This is a genomic window from Massilia suwonensis (genome assembly GCF_042655665.1).
Taxonomy (GTDB): domain Bacteria; phylum Pseudomonadota; class Gammaproteobacteria; order Burkholderiales; family Burkholderiaceae_D; genus Telluria; species Telluria suwonensis.
Window position 1 is genome coordinate 112559 of record NZ_JBHSMR010000013.1, and the last position, 17622, is coordinate 130180.

Consider the following 17622-nt stretch of genomic DNA (forward strand, 5'->3'; position numbering starts at 1 on the left):
GGACTGCCGGGCAATTGCGCGAAAGACCCAGACGGCACGCACCCGCCCGCCCAGCCACCTGACGGCCCCACAACCCGCAAGCGCGCACGATGCGCTCCACCATTCTCAGCTTCGTCGCCGGCGCGGCCTTCCTGCAGACACGCGCCACGCTCCCGGCGACATGGCAGATCGCCGCCTGCCTCGCGGCGGCGCTCGCGCTCCTGCTCGCATTGCGCGGCACGGTCCGCGCGGCGATTGCCGGCACCCTGGCCGGCTTCGCCTGGGCTGCCTTCCTGGCACACCTGGCGATCGCGCCGCAACTGGCCAAGCTTGATGAAGGCCGCGACATCGACATCGTCGGCACCGTCGCCAAACTCCCGCACGACTTCGGCCAGGGCGTGCGCTTCCAGTTCGAAGTCGAGCAGGTCCTGACAGCACAAACGACGATACCGCCGATGCTCGCCCTGTCCTGGTACCGCGCCGATGGCGAGCGCCTGCAGCTGCGTCCGGGCGAACGCTGGCGCCTGAGGGTGCGCCTGCAGCGCCCGCACGGCAACGCCAATCCGCACGGCTCCGACTACGAGGCCTGGCTGCTGGGGCAGGGGATCCGCGCCACCGGCTACGTGCGGGCCGCGCCGGGCAACGGCAGGCTCGCCGATTTCGTCCTCACGCCGGGCCATCTGGTCGAGCGCTGCCGCGATGCCCTGCGCGCGCGCATCCTTGCAGCGCTGGAGGGCAAGCCCTACGCAGGCGTGATCGTGGCCCTTGTCGTCGGCGACCAGCGCGGCATCGAGCAGCCGGACTGGGATGTCTTCAACCGGACCGGCGTCAGCCACCTGGTCGCGATCTCGGGCCTGCACATCACGATGGTGGCGGGGATGGCGGCAATGGCGGCATCCAGCCTGTGGCGCCGCTCCTTCTTTACGCGCGCGCAGTTGCCGCTGCTGCTGCCGGCGCAGAAGGTGGCGGCCCTGGCGGGTGCCGCGGCGGCGCTGCTGTACGTGCTGCTGGCCGGTTTCGGCGTGCCGGCGCAGCGCACCCTGTACATGCTGGCGGTGGTGGCCGCGGCCCTGTGGATGGGGCGCCTGGCCAGCGTGTCGCACGTCCTGTGCCTGGCGCTCGGGCTGGTGGTGCTGCTCGACCCGTGGGCCGTGCTGTGGCCGGGTTTCTGGCTCTCGTTCGGCGCGGTCGGCGTGATCCTGTATGCGGGTGTCGGCAGGACCCAAGCCGCCCACGGCTGGCGCGGCAGCCTGCAGCTGGCCTCACGCACCCAGTATGCGGTCACGCTCGGGCTGGTGCCGCTGACGCTGCTGTTGTTCTCGCAGGTGTCAGTGGTGGGGCCGCTGGCGAATGCGCTGGCGATCCCTGCGGTGAGTTTCGTCGTCACGCCGCTGGCGCTGTTCGGCAGCCTGCTGCCGGCGCCGCTGAACGGCCCGGTGCTGGCTGCCGCACATCTCGTGCTCGACTGGCTGGCATGGGTGCTCGCATGGCTGGCCAGGATGCCGCTCGCCGTCTTCAGCGCACCCGCGCCGCCGCCCTGGCTGTTCGTGCTGGCCCTGCTCGGTACCGCCTGGATGCTGGCGCCGCGCGGCTGGCCCCATCGCTGGACCGGCGCCGCTGCCTGGTTGCCGCTGTTCCTGCTGCAGCCCTCGCACCCGCCACCGGGCAGCTTCAGCGTCACCGCCTTCGACGTCGGCCAGGGCATGGCGCTGCTGGTCGAGACGAGCGGGCACCGGCTGCTCTACGACACCGGCCCGCAGTATGCGCCCGGCCAGGATGCGGGCAGCCGTGTGCTGCTGCCGTACCTGCGTGCGCGCGGCATCCGGCGCCTGGACAGCGTGGTCGTCTCGCACAGCGACGTCGATCACGCAGGCGGCGCCCTGACCCTGCTCGACGCGCTGCCGGTGGCCAGCGTGAGCAGCTCGCTCGGCGCGGGACACCGCATCGTCCAGGCGGCGCGCCGCCACGAGCGCTGCGTCGCCGGCCAGCGCTGGGAGTGGGATGGCGTCGTCTTCGAGATGCTGCAGCCGACGTCCGCCAGCTATGACGATCCGGTCCTGAAGGCGAATGCGCGCAGCTGTACCTTGCGAATCTCCGCGCAGGGCAGGGCGGTGCTGCTGGCAGGTGATATCGAGGCGGCCCAGGAAGCGGCACTGGTTAGCGCCAGCTCCGATAAGCTGCGTGCCGACGTGCTGCTGGCGCCGCACCACGGCAGCGGCACCTCGTCCAGTCCCGCCTTCCTGGCGGCGGTGCGGCCGGCGATCGGGGTGTTCCAGGTGGGTTATCGCAACCGCTACCGGCACCCGAAACAGGAGGTGTTTGAGCGTTACGGTGTTATGGCGGTCCAACGTTTGCGCACCGATGACTCGGGTGCGCTGCGTTTCGACTTCGGCAATACGCTCGGCGTGGAGGAACACCGTGTCGCGCATGGTCGCTACTGGTACGATCGCTAGGACGCGAGCGCGATCTCAATCGAGAACAGCCCGGGCTGGAACAGCATGAACGCCGGGATGGCAAAGGCCAGCTGTTGTCCTGGGTCGCCCCAGAAATGCATTCCGTGCAGCGTGCCTTGGCGATCGATTAGAGGCGAGCCGCTGTCGCCGGCGGCTGTGTCCGCCACGAACTGGTAGGCGGCCGCGATCGTCACCATGCCGCAGCTTGGATAGGGTAGCCGGACATTTGCCCATTCCTTGACGAAGCGGGCCGGGCGCGGTCCTCTGGGCGTGAAGATCGTGCAGTCCAGGGGGCGGTTGACTCCAGGTTCGACCCGTTGCGGCACGATCCTGCCGGCGTCCCAGAAAATTTTGGCGGCCGGATTGGCCAAGGCGATAGCCGCGTCCAGGCAGGGTTTTCCCGATGGGGTGAGCTCGGCGTATTCGTACAGACGCGCAACCACCTCCGGCGAGCCATTCGCGCGGATGACGGAGTCGATGCAGCCACACTGGCGACCGAGCAGGGACAGGGCCAGCACATGCTGGCATCCAAGCAGGAAGCGGTTTGCGGGCTTGTCCGTTTGGGCGACGATGCAGCAGGCGGCCCCGCGCAGAGACAGGGCCGCGTTCGCGGCGGCGCTAGAATGGATGCCGTTGGCAAGGTTCTGCATCTTCTGCGGATGGCCGGCCCCGATTTCCTCAACGTCGGTCGGCACCTGGCAGCGGATGCGCCTGCCGCCGCGCCGGACATAGGTCGTGATCTCGTGCGGCACTGGTCTGGCGGGACTCTCGGATTTAGCGTCGACCAGAAAGCCGATACAGATAGTGGGCAGAACCCGTCCGGCCGTTTTCTTGTAGCCGGCGCCAATCGCATAGGCGCCGAACTTCCTCACCAGGCGCTTGCCGCGCTGGCCGCAGAGACGGCGGACGATGGCTAGCTGCTCTTCTTCGCCCAGGCCATCGAAAGTGTTCTCAGCTGTTCGAGTTTTGGCCATCGCCGGCCTCCACCAGTTCAATGTCCTTCGGCTGGAAGCGCGCCCCGGTTTGCTCCGCGAGGAAGACCTTGAGCTGTTCCAGAGTGTTGAGCTGTGGCGGCTTGCTGCTACCGCCGACGAGCGTCGCGGTCCCCTTGAGCTTGCCGCCGGCAAGCGCAAGTCCGCTCAATTGCCAGAATCCGGAGGTCGAACTCTTCCGGTTGGCCAGCAAGGCGTTCAGGTTTTTTTCCAGGCTCGCCACACTGTCGGCATCCGGTTGGTCTGGATAAGGCGCGTCGGCTGCACCGCGGCCATGGGGTACCGAGGGCGGCGGCGGGGCCGCTTGCTGCAGGCCCGGAATGCTGTCGCCGCTCGGTTTGGCGGCTTCGACCAGCATTGCTTCATAGGTATTAAAGGCGATGTTGGTGAAGGGAGGCGCCGGCAGGTGGCGCTTGCCGGTATCCGCGGCGCCAGCCGCCCGCGCGGACGCCATCTCGGCCGGTTTTAGGACCGGATAGAGGCCGGGCGCGGCCACGGTTGCCTTCGTGACCTTCACCGTGACCCGCTGTCCGGCCGTCATGTCACTGGTGTCGACCGCGCCTTGCGGTGCGCCGCCCAGCGCAGTCGCCGGGGTGATCCTGCTTGCGGCCAGCTTGCCGAGGGACGCATAGAAGTCGAGGAAGGGACGGGCCAGAGCGCTGTTGTCGATCTTCGCATTCATGCCATACAAGCCCCAGCCCTGGGTGAGAACGACGCCAATGTCCGCCTTTCCCAGGCCCGGTGTTCCCTGCACCACGTGTTTTTCATCAAAATCAGGCAGCCAGACAATGTCGAAAAAGCGCCTCCCGAGCGTGGGCGGGAACGGCGTCGGCGTGGTCGTTACCGACAATCCGTATTTGCCGCTGTCCGCCGGCGCAGCAGGGGCGATTTCCTTTTTGCTCTCACTCTTCTCCTCGGTGTTGCCTTCGGCTGGCCCAGTCCCCGACTCCGTTGCGCCCTGCGGGGAGCCGGTCGCTCCGAACTCGCGTCCGGGAGCGCGTATCACGGCCACAGGAATACGGCTGCCAGCATCCTTGCCCAAATCGCTCTTGAATAAACTGCCCAATTCGCCTTGGTCTTTTACATTATCGATCAACAGATAATTTTTATCTGCGGATAATACGCCGGAGACAAAATAATTCGACGCGCCAATAATGAAGGGCTCGAATACTTGGATATACGGTCGCGGCAGATAATACGGGATGCCTTCGGGCTCGGTTGGGTGGGATACACTGACAACTCGGACACCGGCGCATCCGGCAAGCGACCCGAGTGCCGAGACTGATAATAGCAACTGCCTGCGCAAACACATGGTATCCCCCAGTGCGGCAATCCAGCTGGCAATGCAGAATCCGACCGCCCGCAATTGAAAGCGGGCGCGGGCTTATTAAATGAGCGAATCGGCGAAATCACGCAATTAAATCTACGCTCGTTTCGATGCAGTTCGAAGCCGCGATGCGAATTAATCCGAAATGTAGTGATTAAGCGACGGGTATCTGGGTAACGCTTGGAGGCATACGACGATTATCTGTTGCCAAAGCAAAGTTAATGAAATGCCGTACAGCCCATAAATGAAATGGCGAGCTTAGCCCGCCTGCAGCAGCGTGACGCTTACCTGCAGCCCGCCACCTTCGCGGTTCAGCACCCGGATCGTACCGCCATGCGCATGCACGACCCGCTCGGCGATCGCCAGCCCCAGGCCGTGGCCGTCGACGTTGTTCTTCGCCGGATTCGAACGGAAGAAGGGCTGGAAGATGGTCGGCAAGTCGTCCGGCGCGATGCCGGGGCCGCGATCGAGCACGTCGAGGTGGACCAGGCCGGCGTCGGCGCGCAGGCGCAGTTCGACGCTGCCGCCCGCGCCGCCGTGCTTGACCGCGTTGCGCACCACGTTCTCGATGGCGCTCCACAGCAGGTCGGGCGCTCCCTGTACCTGCGGCTCCCCTTCGATCCGCACCTCGACGTCCGGCCCGTCGGGGCCTGCCTCGAAGCGCGCGTCGGAGGCGATGCCGTCGACCAGTTCGGCCATGTCCACAAGCTCGCGTTTCGGCAGGTCCGGATTGGCTTCCAGGCGCGACAGCGTCAGCAGTTCGCCGACCAGCCTGTCCATGCGCACGCTCTCGCGCTCGATGCGCTCCAGCGAGGCCGCCATCTTGTCGGGCTGCTGGTGCGCCAGCCCGATCGCCGCCTGCAGGCGCGCCAGCGGCGAACGCAGCTCGTGCGAGACGTCGTGCAGCAGGCGGCGCTGGCCGTCCATCAGGGCGCGCAGGCGCGCGCTCATGCGGTCGAAGTCGCGTCCCAGGTCGTTCAATTCGTCGCCGCCGCTCGGACTGCCGGCGAAGCGCGGCGCCAGGTCGCCGGCGGCGGCGGCCTCGAAGGCCTTGCGCAGGGCGCGGATCGGACGCGAGAAATACCAGGCCAGCAGGAAGGCGAACAGCAGGCTGACAAGAACGCTGGCCAGCAGCGGAATTGGTTTACTGAAGGGCCAGCCGGGACCGAAGGGGCCGCGCGGACCTTCGCCGCGGCCGAAGCCGGGACCGCCCGGTCCCGCATGTGGATCGCCAGGACGCGCGTCCGGCATCTGGCCGGGCGCTGCCGGTGCGCCAGTGCGCATCTGGCGCGGCACGAAGGCGAGCAGGCGACGGCCGTCCGGCGCCACCAGTTCGCGCACCGGCTGGAACGGGCGCTCGACTCCCAGTTCGCGCCGCGCCTGCGCCAGCGTGCCGGCGGCGACTTCGCGTCCGAGCAGCTCGCGCCCGCTGGTGTCGACGATATACACGGTATGGCGGCTGCCCGGCCGCACGATCTCGCGCAGGGCCGGCAGGCCGCCGTATTTGAGGGCGATGGCGCTCGAATCGAGCATGAAAGCGGCCGGCGGGCCGGTCTCGATGCTGGTGACGGTGGTCGACAGGCGCGCCTGTTCGCGCAGCCAGAAATAACTGCCGATGCCGACCGCCGCCGCGACTTGCGCCAGCAGGATCGAGAGGAAGAACTTCCAGAACAGCCGCCCGGCGGGACGGCCAAGGGTGCTCGCCATGGTCACACGCGGATCAGCTGGTAGCCGAGACGGTAGACGGTCTGCAGCGGCGAGCGGCCATCCTCTAACAGGCCGAGCTTGTGGCGCAGGCTGGACAGGTGCACGTCGATGTTGCGGTCGAAGCGCGCCAGCGGGCGGCCGAGGCCTTGCTCCGACAGTTCGTTCTTGCTGACCGGGCGCCCGGCGTGGCGCGCCAGCACTTCGAGCAGGTTGAATTCGGTGCTGGTCAGTTCCAGGTTGCTGCCGTCCCAGGTGGCGCGGCGCTGCTCGGGCAGCATGGTCAGCTTGCCGACCGTGAGCATCACGCCACCGCTGCCGCTGCTGCCGGGCTGGGCGTCGTGGGTGCGGCGCAGGATGGCGCGCACGCGCGCGGTCAGTTCGCGCGGGGTGCAGGGCTTGGTGACGTAGTCGTCGGCGCCCAGTTCCAGGCCGAGGATGCGGTCGGCGTCGTCGCCGCGGCCGGTCAGCATCAGGACGGGGATCTTGCTGGCGGCGCGGATGCGGCGCAGGGTCTCGATGCCGTTCAGGGCCGGCATCATCACGTCCAGGATGACGATCGCGTAGCGCCCGCTCAGGGCTTCGCGCGCGCCGGACACGCCGTCGTGGGCGCAGGCCACGGTGAAGCCTTCGCCTTCCAGGTATTCGGTAAACATGGCGACGAGCTCGGTGTCGTCGTCGATCAGCAGCACATTGTTCATCCGCCGATGATAGCAAAGCCCCACGCGCGCGGGCGCGACGGCCGGGCGCTTTTACCCATCTTTACAACGGCGCCTTCGAGGGCGTACTTACCTCGTTTTACATCGCATTGACGGCGCTTTACACCCCCGGGTTTCAGAATGAGGGCCTTTCGCACATCGCCGAGGAACCAGAATGCATCCATCCCGCTTCACCGCCGCCATCCTGATCGCCGCCGCCTGCGCTTGCGCGCCGGGCGCCTTTGCCGAGCCCCTGTCCGCACCGCCGCCTCCGGGCGAGCGCATGGACGGACCCGGCGCCGATGTGGAGCAGGCACCAGACGCCGGACCGGGCCCGGGCGATCGCCGCGGCCCGGGGGGTTTTCATCCAGGCCGGGGCCGTGGCCCGGGCTTGCCTTTCCTGCGCGGGCTCGAGTTGAGCGAAGCCCAGCAGGACCGCCTGTTCGCGATCCTGCACGCCGAAGCGCCGCAGCTGCGCGAGCAGGACAAGATCGAGCGCAAGGCGCACGAAGCGCTGCGCGCGATGTTCGAAGCAGGCGACTTCAACGAAGCGAAAACGGCGAGCCACAGCAAGGCATTGGGCCAGGCCGTCGCCGCCCGCGAACTGCTGCGCGTGCGCACCGCCGGCCAGGTGATGGCCCTGCTCACCCCGGAGCAGCGCGCGCAGCTGAAGCAGGAACGCGAAGCACGTCAATAAGCAAGGAGACACCATGAGCACGCACCACCACCATCACGACGGCGACCTGCAGGCCGACCTCGACAAGCTGCTGCACACGGCCGCCCGCCGGCGCCAGAGCCTGCGCTGGCTGTTCGCCGCCGCCGCCGCCGTGCCGCTCTACGGCTGCGGCGGCGCGGCCGGCGAGACGGGCAGCACCGTCACCGGCACGACGTCCACCACCACCACGACGCCGGCCACCACGACGACGGCCGCGAGTTCGTGCGCCGTCATCCCCGAGGAAACCGGCGGCCCGTATCCTGCCGACGGCACCAATTCCAGCAACGGCAAGGTCGCCAACGCCCTGGTCCTCTCCGGCATCGTGCGCAAGGACATTCGCTGGAGCGTGGCCGGCGCCTCGGGCGTGGCAATGGGCGTGCCCTTGACGATCCGCCTGAAGCTCGTCAACGTGGCGGCCAACTGTGCTTTAGCCACCGGCGCCACCGTCTACCTCTGGCACTGCGACCGCGACGGCAACTACTCGATGTATTCGAGTGCGATTAGCGCCGAAAACTACCTGCGCGGCGTGCAGGAAGCCGATGCCGACGGCTATGTCACTTTCACGACCATCTTCCCCGGCTGCTACGACGGACGCATGCCGCACGTGCACTTCGAGGTCTACCCGACATTGGCGAAAGCGACCAGCGCCGCCAACCGCGTGAAGACCTCGCAGTTCACCTTCCCGCTGGCGACCCTGAACGAGGCCTATACCGCCACCGGCTACAGCGCCAGCGTCGCCAATCTCTCGCGCATCAGCTATGCCAGCGACAACGTCTTCGGCGACGGCACCTCGCTGCAGATGGCGAGCATGAGCGGCGACATCGTCAACGGCTACGTCGCCGACCTGACAGTAGGTGTTTCCCTCTAAAGGATGGGCGCGCGCGGGGCAGGGATAATCTCCTGACATTACAATCGAAGCTCCTTCGACTGTCTGTGCCTCGTATGACCAAGCCCCTGCTGCATTTCTGTCACGGTAACAGCTTCCCGTCCGGTACCTACCGCCAGCTGCTGGACGGCCTGCGCGCCCACTATGAGGTGCACCAGACCGACATGGTCGGCCACGATCCGCGCTATCCGGTCGACGACAACTGGAGCAACCTGGTCGACGAACTGATCGAACATATCGAAGCCCACGGCCGTCCTGCGATCCTGGTCGGGCACTCGCTGGGCGGCATGCTGAGCACGATGGCGGCCGCGCGCCGGCCCGACCTGGTGCGCTGCGTGGTCATGCTCGATTCGCCGGTGGTGGCGGGCTGGCGCGCGCTGGCCTGGCGCTTCGTGAAATGGATCGGCAAGGGCGGGCGCTTTTCGCCGGGACGCTTTTCGGAACGCCGCCGCAATGTCTGGCCTGACCGCCAGGCCGCCTACGACCACTTCATCTCGAAGGACATTTTTGCCGCATGGGCGCCGGGTGTGCTCGACGACTATCTCGAGGTCGGCCTGAAGCCTCATCCGGATGGGGTGCAGCTGCGCTTCGACCGCGGCGTGGAGACGGCGATTTACAACTCGCTGCCGCATCACCTCGGTGACCTGATCAAACGCGGCTACCCGGTGCCGGTCGGTTTCATCGGCGCCACCCGCTCCGAAGAGCTGCGCCAGGCAGGGCTGGCGTCGACGCGCAAGCTGGTCGGCGCGAACTTTGTCATGACCGAAGGCAGCCATCTCTACCCGATGGAGCATCCGGCCCGCGCCGCGCAATTGACGCATGAGATGATCGTGCGCCTGCTGGGCGCGAATCTGACGCGTCATGAAAAGCTGACGGAACGGCAAGCCTGAGGACGACCGGGCGGCGCTTTTCGCGTAAAATCCCGGGATTCCTAGCAATCCTGAAAGTTTTCAAAGATGGCAATCAAGAGCGACAAATGGATCCGCCGCATGGCGGAAGAACACGGCATGATCGAGCCCTACGCACCGGGCCAGGTGCGCGAGGAAGAGGGCCGCCGCATCATCTCCTGGGGCACCTCGTCCTACGGCTACGACATCCGCTGCGCCGACGAATTCAAGGTCTTCACCAACATCAACAGCACGATCGTCGATCCGAAGAACTTCGATTCGAACTCGTTCGTGGACGTGAAGAGCGACGTCTGCATCATCCCGCCGAATTCGTTCGCGCTGGCCCGCACCATCGAGTACTTCCGCATTCCGCGCAACGTGCTGACCGTCTGCCTGGGTAAATCGACCTATGCGCGCTGCGGCATCATCGTCAACGTCACGCCCTTCGAGCCCGAGTGGGAAGGCTATGTGACGCTGGAATTCTCGAACACGACGCCGCTGCCGGCCAAGATCTATGCGGGCGAAGGCTGCGCGCAGGTGCTGTTCTTCGAATCCGACGAAGTCTGCGAGACCTCGTACAAGGACCGCGGCGGCAAGTACCAGGGCCAGCACGGCGTGACGCTGCCGAAAACCTGATACGGTTTTTCGAGGCAGGTCTGTAGGAACGTATTATTTCCAGCGGAGGCCAGCGTGGCTGATTGCTGCAGCGGCGGCTGCTCTTCCGATAAGCCGCCTGTCGATCCCCGTTACCGGCGCGTGCTCTGGATCGCGCTCTTTGTGAACGCGCTGATGTTCGGCGTCGAGCTGGCGGGCGGCTGGGCGGCCGGTTCCGTCTCGCTGCTGGCCGACGCCGTCGACTTCTTCGGCGACGCCGCCAACTACGGCATTTCCCTGTTCGTGCTCGGCCTGGCGCCCATCTGGCGTTCGCGCACCGCGCTCGTGAAGGGCGCGACCATGGGCGCCTACGGCGTCTTCGTGATCGGCTCGGCGCTGACGCACCTGGCCAGCGGCACCGTGCCCGCGGCGCAGACCATGGGCGCGATCGGCGTGGCGGCCCTGCTGGCCAACGGCCTGGTGGCGGCGCTGCTGTTCGCGTTCCGCAAGGGCGACGCCAACATGCGCTCGGTGTGGCTGTGCACGCGCAACGACATGATCGGCAATCTCGCCGTGCTGCTGGCGGCGCTGGGCGTGTGGCAGGCGGAGAGCGGCTTGCCGGACCTGTTCGTGGCCAGCGTGATGGGTGTGCTCGGACTGACGGCGGCGAGGAGCGTGATCGTGCAGGCGCGGGCGGAAATGGATGCGAACCCGGAAAAAGCGCATCCCGGACCAATCGTCGAGTTGCACCGCCGTTGAGAGTAGGGTGGGCGCTCCGAGCCCACCAAAGCGTCGCGCCAACGCGAAGCATGCATTCGGTGGGCACGGGGCGCCCGATGAAACCGTAGTCGAGGCCATTGGCCTCGCCCACCCCTACAAAAAAGAGGAGCCGGCGGCTCCTCTTTTCACATCAAGACATCAACGCTCAATCCTGGCGCACGCAATCGACGAAGTAATCGCGCTTGCCGTCCACCTCGCGCTTCACGAGACCATGGACATCGGTCTCGAAGCCCGGGAACTTCTCGTTGAAGTCGCGCGCGAAGCGCAGGTAGTCGACGATGGTCTTGTTGAAGCGCTCGCCCGGGATCAGGAGCGGAATGCCCGGCGGGTAAGGCGTCAGCAGGATCGCGGTGGTGCGGCCTTCCAGGTCTTCGATGGCCACGCGTTCGATGTCGCGGCGCGCCATCTTCGCAAACGCGTCCGACGGCTTCATGGCCGGCACCATGTCCGACAAATACATCTCGGTGGTCAGGCGCGCGACGTCGTACTGCTTGTAGAAGGTATGAATCTGGGTGCACAGGTCGCGCAGGCCGCGGTTCTCGTAGCGCGGGTTGGCCGAGGCGAACTGCGGCATCACCTGCCACATCGGCTTGTTGCGGTCGTAGTCGTCCTTGAACTGCTGCAGCGCCGTGACCAGCGTGTTCCAGCGGCCCTTGGTGATGCCGATCGTGAACATGATGAAGAAGGAGTACAGGCCGCACTTCTCGATGATGACGCCGTGCTCGGCCAGGTACTTGGTGACGATCGAGGCCGGGATGCCGGTCTCGCCGAACTGGCCGTCCAGCGACAGGCCCGGCGTGACGATGGTCGACTTGATCGGGTCGAGCATGTTGAAGCCTTCGGCCAGGTTGCCGAAGCCGTGCCAGTCGTCCTCGGCGCGGATCATCCAGTCTTCCTGGGTGCCGATGCCTTCCTCGCCTTCGACGTCCGGACCCCAGACCTTGAACCACCAGTCTTCGCCGTACTCGGCGTCGACCTTCTTCATGGCGCGGCGGAAGTCGAGCGCTTCCAGGATCGATTCCTCGACGAGCGCCGTGCCGCCTGGCGCTTCCATCATGGCGGCGGCGACGTCGCAGGAGGCGATGATCGAGTACTGCGGCGAAGTCGAGGTGTGCATCAGGAAGGCTTCGTTGAAGGCGTCCTGGTCGAGCTTGACCGATTCCGATTCGCGCACCAGCACCTGCGAAGCCTGCGACAAACCTGCGAGAAGCTTGTGCGTCGACTGGGTCGAGAAGATCATCGACTGCTTGGCGCGCGGGCGGTCGCGGCCTATCGCGTGCATGTTCTTGTAGAAGTCGTGGAAGGTCGCGTGCGGCAGCCAGGCTTCGTCGAAGTGCAGGGTGTCGATGCGGCCATCCAGCATCTCGCGCAGGACTTCCACGTTGTAGACCACGCCGTCGTAGGTCGACTGGGTGATGGTGAGGATGCGCGGCTTCTTGTCCTTCGCTTCGCGCGCAAACGGGTTCGCCTCGATCTTGCGGGCGATCGATTCAGGCGTGAACTCTTCGAGCGGGATCGGACCGATGATGCCGAGGTTGTTCCGGGTCGGCATCAGGAACACAGGGATGGCGCCGCACATGATGATCGAGTGCAGGATCGACTTGTGGCAGTTACGGTCGACGACGACGATGTCGCCCGGCGCGACGGTCGAGTGCCAGACCATCTTGTTCGAGGTCGAGGTACCGTTGGTCACGAAGTAGCAGTGGTCGGCGCTGTAGATGCGCGCGGCGTTGCGTTCGGATTTGGCCACCGGGCCGGTGTGGTCGAGCAGCTGGCCGAGTTCCTCGACCGCGTTGCAGACGTCGGCGCGCAGCATGTTCTCGCCGAAGAACTGGTGGAACATCTGGCCGATCGGGCTTTTCAGGAAGGCGACGCCGCCCGAGTGCCCAGGGCAGTGCCACGAGTAGGAGCCGTCGTAGGCGTAGTTGACCAGCGCGCGGAAGAAGGGCGGCGCCAGCGAGTCGAGGTAGGACTTGGCTTCGCGGATGATGTGGCGCGCGACGAATTCCGGGGTGTCCTCGAACATGTGGATGAAGCCGTGCAGCTCCTTCAGGATGTCGTTCGGGATGTGGCGGCTGGTGCGGGTCTCGCCGTAGATGTAGATCGGTATGTCCGAGTTCTTGTGGCGGATCTCCTTGACGAAGGCGCGCAGGCCCATCAGCGCCTGGTCGGTTTCCTCGACCGAGCCGCCGCCGAATTCCTCATCGTCGATCGACAGCACGAATGCCGAGGCGCGCGACTGCTGCTGGGCGAATTGCGACAGGTCGCCGTAGCTGGTCAGGCCCAGCACCTCCATGCCTTCCTTTTCCATGGCCGCGGCCAGGGCGCGAATGCCCAGGCCCGACGTGTTCTCGGAACGGAAATCCTCGTCAATGATGACGATGGGGAAACGAAATTTCATTGACAGCTCCAATGCGAAGCGCCGTGGGGGACGAATCCGCGCAACATGCACGGTTCGCCTCGCACGGCACCGAAAAATAAAGGCGGATTTTCGCAGAAAAACCGCTGCCCGGTGTACATTTTTTTATTAGCGTAACGGGATGCGGCGCTCGGCGGCGCACATCAGTGCTTCGGGCCGCCGCCGCGGGCGGATCAGCGCGCCGGACGCGGCCGGAATCGCCGATACAGCACCAGCAGCAGCGCGGCGCCGCCGGCCGCCGCAAACGGGGCGAACAGCATCGGCGCCGGATCGGCGCGCAGGGCGGCGAACAAGCCCAGGGTCAGGCCGAAGGTCGCCACCGCGCAGGTCGCGGTGAGCAGCCAGGTGCGGCGCGCCAGCAGGGCGACTGCTGCCAGCGAGATCGCGATCTGCTGCACCACCGAGGCCAGCATCCACTGGCGATGCCGGTGCAGGGCCTGTTCGGATTTGATGTTCCACTCCTTCGACGAGGCTTCCCAGCGCTCGGCCTCCTTGCGGATCTCTTCCTTCTCCAGCCGGTAGCGCGCCACGTCGAGGCGGTAGCGCGCCTGGTCGACGCCGGGAATCGCGAGCGCCAGCTCGGCCAGGTTCTGCTTGTTCGACTTGGCCTGGTAGTGGCTCCAGGCGTTGGCCGAGCTGGTCTTGTCGATTGCCGCGTTGCTCTTGTAGAGCGAGGCTTCGTTCTGCATGCCGCTGCCGAGATAGCCGAACAGGGTGCCGATGGTGGCCAGCACGGCGATCAGCACCGCGACCTTGCCGGCGAAACCGTCGCCGGCGCGGGGAGCCTGGGCGCTCACGCGCCGCTTTCCATGCGTTCGTAGGTCACGAAGGCATAGTCGTAGCCGTTCGCGTCCGAATGATGGGTTTCGCGCGCGGTTTCACGCCAGACGCCTGGGTCGATCGGCGGGAAGAAGGCGTCGCAATCGAAGCTATGGGCGATTTCGGTGACGATCATGCGCTGGGCCAGATGCATCGATTCCGCGAAAATCTGGCCGCCGCCGATGATGCTGGCGTCCGAGTCGCCCAGCAGCGCCAGCGCGCTTTCCAGCGAATGCGCGGTCTCGACGCCCGCGTGGCGCCAGTCGGCGTTGCGGGTGACGACGACGTTGCGCCGGCCCGGCAGCGGGCGGCCGATCGAATCGAAGGTCTTGCGGCCCATGACGATGGGCTGGCCGAGGGTCACGCGCTTGAAGTGGGCCAGGTCTTCCGGCAGGTGCCAGGGAAGCTTGTTGCCGATGCCGATGCCGCGCTGCGCGTCGATGGCCACGACCAGGGTCAGGCGGCGCATTGGGCTTCCCCATGATAGTGGTAAAAGGCAGGGGCGGGCACGTGCATGTCGGTAGTCCTTGTTCGTTGACCGGAAGGGAGGCCAGATGGTGTCTTGACGCGGGCGGCGTGTCAAGCTTCTTGTGCGCGGTTCAAGACCGTTCGAACAGGCCTTCGCCTTGCCAGCGCGGCAGCGCAACGGTCGATTGCGCCGGCACCGCCATGGCTGCGTAATAATTGCCGAGCCTGGCCAGCAGGCGCGGAAAAGCGCGGCAGTAGGTCGACTGGATGCCGGCCAGGCGCGACAGCACGCGGTATTCGACCACGCTGCCCTCGGGCGCGGCGTCGAGCACCCGGCGCACGCGTTCGCGCCAGTCGTCCGGCCAGGGCTGCTCCAGCACGCCGAGGTCGTGCACGGCGTCGCCTGCGCGGATCACGCCGCCAGTGAGCACGCGTGCCAGCACGCCACGCCGGTTGCTGATTCGCTGGGCCAGCCGCGGCTGCGCGGCGTCGAGCTGGCAGCAGGCTTCGCACTGGAACATCATGCGCAGGCGGACGTCGCCGCCGATCTGGAGCACCGTGCCGGAAGTGAGACGGGCAGTCTCGATATCGAGCAACAGGTTTTCGCCCAGCGCGTGCGGCGGCAGCGAGAAGGCTTCGTAGGCCGTTCGGCTGGCCAGCAGCAGTTGGCGCGGCGAGTATGGGTCGGCATGGACCTCATCGACGATGCCGGTGCCTGCGAGCAGGCGCAGGCTGGGAGCGGACTCGATCGGTGCGGCTTTCGAAGTCCGCGCGGCCAGCCCGACGACGCGGCCCGTGCTCACTGCTTCAGACCGCGACCGGCGCCTTGATCCCTGGATGCGACTCGTAGCCGACCACTTCGAAGTCCTCGAAGCGGTAGTCGAACAGCGAGTCCGGTTTGCGCTTGATGACCAGTTTCGGCAGCGGGAAGGGCTCGCGCGAGAGCTGGAGCTCGGCCTGCTCCAGGTGATTCGAGTACAGGTGGCAGTCGCCCCCGGTCCAGACGAAGTCGCCGACTTCGAGGCCCGCCTGCTGGGCCAGCATGTGGGTCAGCAGGGCGTAGGAGGCGATGTTGAAGGGCACGCCGAGGAAGATGTCGGCGCTGCGCTGGTAGAGCTGGCAGGACAGCTTGCCGTCGGCGACATAAAACTGGAAGAAGGCGTGGCAGGGCGGCAGCTTCATCTGCGGGATGTCGGCCACGTTCCAGGCGGAGACGATCATGCGGCGCGAGTCCGGCGTATGCTTGATCTGCTCGAGCACCTGGCTGATCTGGTCGATGTGGCCGCCCGACGGGGTCGGCCAGTTGCGCCACTGGTAGCCGTAGATCGGGCCGAGGTCGCCGTTGGCGTCGGCCCATTCGTCCCAGATCGAGACGCCGTTCTCTTTCAGGTAGCCGATGTTGGTCGAGCCCTGCAGGAACCAGATCAGTTCATGGATGATCGACTTCAGGTGCACCTTCTTGGTGGTCACCAGCGGGAATCCCTCGGACAGGTCGAAGCGCATCTGGTGGCCGAACACGGACAGGGTGCCGGTTCCGGTGCGGTCGGTCTTGAGCGTGCCGTGCTCTTTCACATGACGCATGAAGTCGAGGTATTGGCGCATGGCTGTCTTTCTGTGCTTTTTAGTCTGATCGAACCCGCTATTTTAACTTATTCGCAAAGAGGGCCAAGGCTTCGCGCAGGCGCGCTTCCGGCACGGCCAGCAGGTTGTCGCCCACGTACAGTTCGAAGTAGCTGGTGTCCGGCAGCGCGCCGTGCGATACGCGGTTGAAGAGCCAGATGCCGTGCTGCTCGGCGAGCTCGCTGCGGACCGCCAGCGCGCGCTCGCGATTCACCGGCAGGTGCAGATGCAGCATGTTCGCGGCGGGCCTGGCGGGATTGACGCGGATGGCGGGATGCGCGGCGAGCAGCTCGTACAGCAGCTCGGTGCGGCGGAAGTAGTCCGGCATGGCGGCCAGGCGCGCGTCGAACTGCATCGCGGCGGAGACGATATACGGCGAGCGGTGGACCACGTTGCCGCCCTGGCGCCGGAACCATTCGGCCGCGCGGTCGACAAAAGCGCGGCTGCCGGCCAGCATGGCGCCACCGAGGCCGCCGATGCCCTTGTACAGCGAGACGTAGACGGAATCGAAGCCGGCCGCGATCTCGCGCGCGCTGCGTCCATAGCCGGCCTGCGCTTCCAAAAGGCGCGCGCCGTCCATGTGCAGGTGGATGCCGCGCTCCTTGCAATGCGCCTTGATGGCGTCGAGTTCGTCCCAGGCGACCAGCTGGCCGCCGATCTCGCGCATCGGGATTTCGAGGCCGACGGCGCCGAGCCGGTCGGGGACACCCCCGATGTCGGCAGCGGTCCAGGGGCGGGTGCGCTCGCCGACTTGCAGGGCGTCGAAGTGGCCGAGCAGTTGGTAGTTGGAGCGCTCGTGCACGAAGATGTGGGAGGTCGGGTGCAGGGCGGCGGGCGCGTTGCCGCGGTCGGCGCAGGCCAGGCGCAGGGCGGTGACCTGGGCCATGGTGCCGCTGATGCAGAACACGGCCGCTGGAAAGCCGAGCAGGTCGGCGATCTTGTCCTCGAAGCTTTCGATCAGGCTGCCGGCGCCATAGACGTCGTGCTCGACGCCGTGCTGTTCGCACCAGGCGGCCATGGCGGCGTAGAGTTCGGCGGGAGGGCGGGCGCGGTGGCCGGGGAAGACGGTGTCGCAGCGGCGGATCAGTTCGGCGTCGGTCAAGATGAGCTCCTGGTGAGGGCTGCAACTTTACACCGAAGGCGCGGTGTTCGAAAAGGCTCGCGGCGGTCGCGCACCGTAGGGTGGGCACTCCGTGCCCACGCGGTCGTACCTATGCAAACCGCAGGGTCTCCGGCGATGCCGCCACGGATCGAACGATGATCCCGCGTGGGCACAGAGTG

At 66.4% G+C, this 17622-nt stretch carries 16 protein-coding genes; 6 read left to right on the forward strand and 10 right to left on the reverse strand.

What is annotated here, in order from left to right:
• The first annotated feature begins 89 nt into the window (after nt 1-89).
• On the forward strand, nt 90-2432 hold the full coding sequence (locus ACFPQ5_RS08420; protein WP_379753502.1) for a DNA internalization-related competence protein ComEC/Rec2: 2343 nt from the start codon (nt 90-92) through the stop codon (nt 2430-2432).
• On the opposite strand, the gene ACFPQ5_RS08425 is transcribed toward ACFPQ5_RS08420, so the two are convergent.
• The 4 genes from ACFPQ5_RS08425 to ACFPQ5_RS08440 all read right to left on the reverse strand — a co-directional run bounded on the left by ACFPQ5_RS08425 (nt 2429) and on the right by ACFPQ5_RS08440 (nt 7156).
• A complete protein-coding gene (locus ACFPQ5_RS08425) occupies nt 2429-3406 on the reverse strand; it encodes a trypsin-like serine protease (RefSeq protein ID WP_379753505.1) in 978 nt (325 codons plus the stop codon). The genes ACFPQ5_RS08420 and ACFPQ5_RS08425 overlap by 4 nt on opposite strands.
• Nucleotides 3384-4736, reverse strand: coding sequence for a hypothetical protein (locus ACFPQ5_RS08430; protein ID WP_379753508.1), 1353 nt, complete (start codon nt 4734-4736; stop codon nt 3384-3386). Before ACFPQ5_RS08430 ends, ACFPQ5_RS08425 begins: the two co-directional genes overlap by 23 nt.
• Before the next feature lie 273 nt (nt 4737-5009).
• The gene (locus ACFPQ5_RS08435) at nt 5010-6458 is read right to left on the reverse strand and encodes a sensor histidine kinase (RefSeq protein ID WP_379753511.1); all 1449 of its coding nucleotides are present in this window, start codon (nt 6456-6458) and stop codon (nt 5010-5012) included.
• A 2-nt stretch (nt 6459-6460) separates the two neighbouring features.
• Complete coding sequence (locus ACFPQ5_RS08440) at nt 6461-7156, reverse strand: response regulator (RefSeq protein WP_379753514.1); 696 nt, start codon at nt 7154-7156, stop codon at nt 6461-6463.
• A gap of 172 nt (nt 7157-7328) precedes the next feature.
• Here ACFPQ5_RS08440 and ACFPQ5_RS08445 point away from each other — a divergent pair, with 172 nt between their 5' ends.
• The 5 genes from ACFPQ5_RS08445 to ACFPQ5_RS08465 all read left to right on the forward strand — a co-directional run bounded on the left by ACFPQ5_RS08445 (nt 7329) and on the right by ACFPQ5_RS08465 (nt 10994).
• Nucleotides 7329-7850 (forward strand): Spy/CpxP family protein refolding chaperone, encoded by a 522-nt coding sequence (locus ACFPQ5_RS08445; protein ID WP_379753517.1) that lies wholly within the window; start codon nt 7329-7331, stop codon nt 7848-7850.
• 13 nt (nt 7851-7863) lie between these two features.
• Nucleotides 7864-8736 (forward strand): dioxygenase family protein, encoded by an 873-nt coding sequence (locus tag ACFPQ5_RS08450; protein WP_379753520.1) that lies wholly within the window; start codon nt 7864-7866, stop codon nt 8734-8736.
• Between the two features lie 74 nt (nt 8737-8810).
• On the forward strand, nt 8811-9644 hold the full coding sequence (locus tag ACFPQ5_RS08455) for an alpha/beta hydrolase (protein WP_379753523.1): 834 nt from the start codon (nt 8811-8813) through the stop codon (nt 9642-9644).
• A gap of 66 nt (nt 9645-9710) precedes the next feature.
• On the forward strand, nt 9711-10277 hold the full coding sequence (gene dcd / locus ACFPQ5_RS08460) for a dCTP deaminase (protein WP_379753526.1): 567 nt from the start codon (nt 9711-9713) through the stop codon (nt 10275-10277).
• 54 nt (nt 10278-10331) lie between these two features.
• Nucleotides 10332-10994 (forward strand): cation efflux transmembrane domain-containing protein, encoded by a 663-nt coding sequence (locus ACFPQ5_RS08465; RefSeq protein WP_379753529.1) that lies wholly within the window; start codon nt 10332-10334, stop codon nt 10992-10994.
• A 166-nt stretch (nt 10995-11160) separates the two neighbouring features.
• On the opposite strand, the gene ACFPQ5_RS08470 is transcribed toward ACFPQ5_RS08465, so the two are convergent.
• The 6 genes from ACFPQ5_RS08470 to ACFPQ5_RS08495 form a co-directional block, all read right to left on the reverse strand.
• Nucleotides 11161-13416 (reverse strand): Orn/Lys/Arg family decarboxylase, encoded by a 2256-nt coding sequence (locus ACFPQ5_RS08470; protein ID WP_379753532.1) that lies wholly within the window; start codon nt 13414-13416, stop codon nt 11161-11163.
• Nucleotides 13417-13607: 191 nt separating this feature from the next.
• On the reverse strand, nt 13608-14231 hold the full coding sequence (locus ACFPQ5_RS08475) for a DUF4337 domain-containing protein (protein WP_379753535.1): 624 nt from the start codon (nt 14229-14231) through the stop codon (nt 13608-13610).
• Nucleotides 14228-14722 (reverse strand): dihydrofolate reductase, encoded by a 495-nt coding sequence (locus ACFPQ5_RS08480; protein ID WP_379753538.1) that lies wholly within the window; start codon nt 14720-14722, stop codon nt 14228-14230. The genes ACFPQ5_RS08475 and ACFPQ5_RS08480 overlap by 4 nt, the downstream gene beginning before the upstream one ends.
• Before the next feature lie 130 nt (nt 14723-14852).
• Entirely contained in the window at nt 14853-15524 is a 672-nt protein-coding gene (locus tag ACFPQ5_RS08485; RefSeq protein ID WP_379753541.1) for an MOSC domain-containing protein, read from the reverse strand.
• Between the two features lie 4 nt (nt 15525-15528).
• Nucleotides 15529-16323 carry a thymidylate synthase gene (thyA, locus tag ACFPQ5_RS08490; RefSeq protein ID WP_379753544.1) on the reverse strand — a complete coding sequence of 265 codons (795 nt, stop codon included), beginning with the start codon at nt 16321-16323 and terminating at the stop codon, nt 15529-15531.
• Between the two features lie 37 nt (nt 16324-16360).
• Nucleotides 16361-17443 carry a threonine aldolase family protein gene (locus tag ACFPQ5_RS08495; RefSeq protein ID WP_379753547.1) on the reverse strand — a complete coding sequence of 361 codons (1083 nt, stop codon included), beginning with the start codon at nt 17441-17443 and terminating at the stop codon, nt 16361-16363.
• Nucleotides 17444-17622: the final 179 nt, after the last annotated feature.

Bases quoted from the DNA above. Each gene is read 5' to 3' on its own strand.
- ACFPQ5_RS08420 (WP_379753502.1), top strand. From the start codon at position 90: ATGCGCTCCACCATTCTCAGCTTCGTCGCCGGCGCGGCCTTCCTGCAG.
- ACFPQ5_RS08425 (WP_379753505.1), bottom strand. From the start codon at position 3,406: ATGGCCAAAACTCGAACAGCTGAGAACACTTTCGATGGCCTGGGCGAA.
- ACFPQ5_RS08430 (WP_379753508.1), bottom strand. From the start codon at position 4,736: ATGTGTTTGCGCAGGCAGTTGCTATTATCAGTCTCGGCACTCGGGTCG.
- ACFPQ5_RS08435 (WP_379753511.1), bottom strand. From the start codon at position 6,458: ATGGCGAGCACCCTTGGCCGTCCCGCCGGGCGGCTGTTCTGGAAGTTC.
- ACFPQ5_RS08440 (WP_379753514.1), bottom strand. From the start codon at position 7,156: ATGAACAATGTGCTGCTGATCGACGACGACACCGAGCTCGTCGCCATG.
- ACFPQ5_RS08445 (WP_379753517.1), top strand. From the start codon at position 7,329: ATGCATCCATCCCGCTTCACCGCCGCCATCCTGATCGCCGCCGCCTGC.
- ACFPQ5_RS08450 (WP_379753520.1), top strand. From the start codon at position 7,864: ATGAGCACGCACCACCACCATCACGACGGCGACCTGCAGGCCGACCTC.
- ACFPQ5_RS08455 (WP_379753523.1), top strand. From the start codon at position 8,811: ATGACCAAGCCCCTGCTGCATTTCTGTCACGGTAACAGCTTCCCGTCC.
- dcd (WP_379753526.1), top strand. From the start codon at position 9,711: ATGGCAATCAAGAGCGACAAATGGATCCGCCGCATGGCGGAAGAACAC.
- ACFPQ5_RS08470 (WP_379753532.1), bottom strand. From the start codon at position 13,416: ATGAAATTTCGTTTCCCCATCGTCATCATTGACGAGGATTTCCGTTCC.
- ACFPQ5_RS08480 (WP_379753538.1), bottom strand. From the start codon at position 14,722: ATGCGCCGCCTGACCCTGGTCGTGGCCATCGACGCGCAGCGCGGCATC.
- thyA (WP_379753544.1), bottom strand. From the start codon at position 16,323: ATGCGCCAATACCTCGACTTCATGCGTCATGTGAAAGAGCACGGCACG.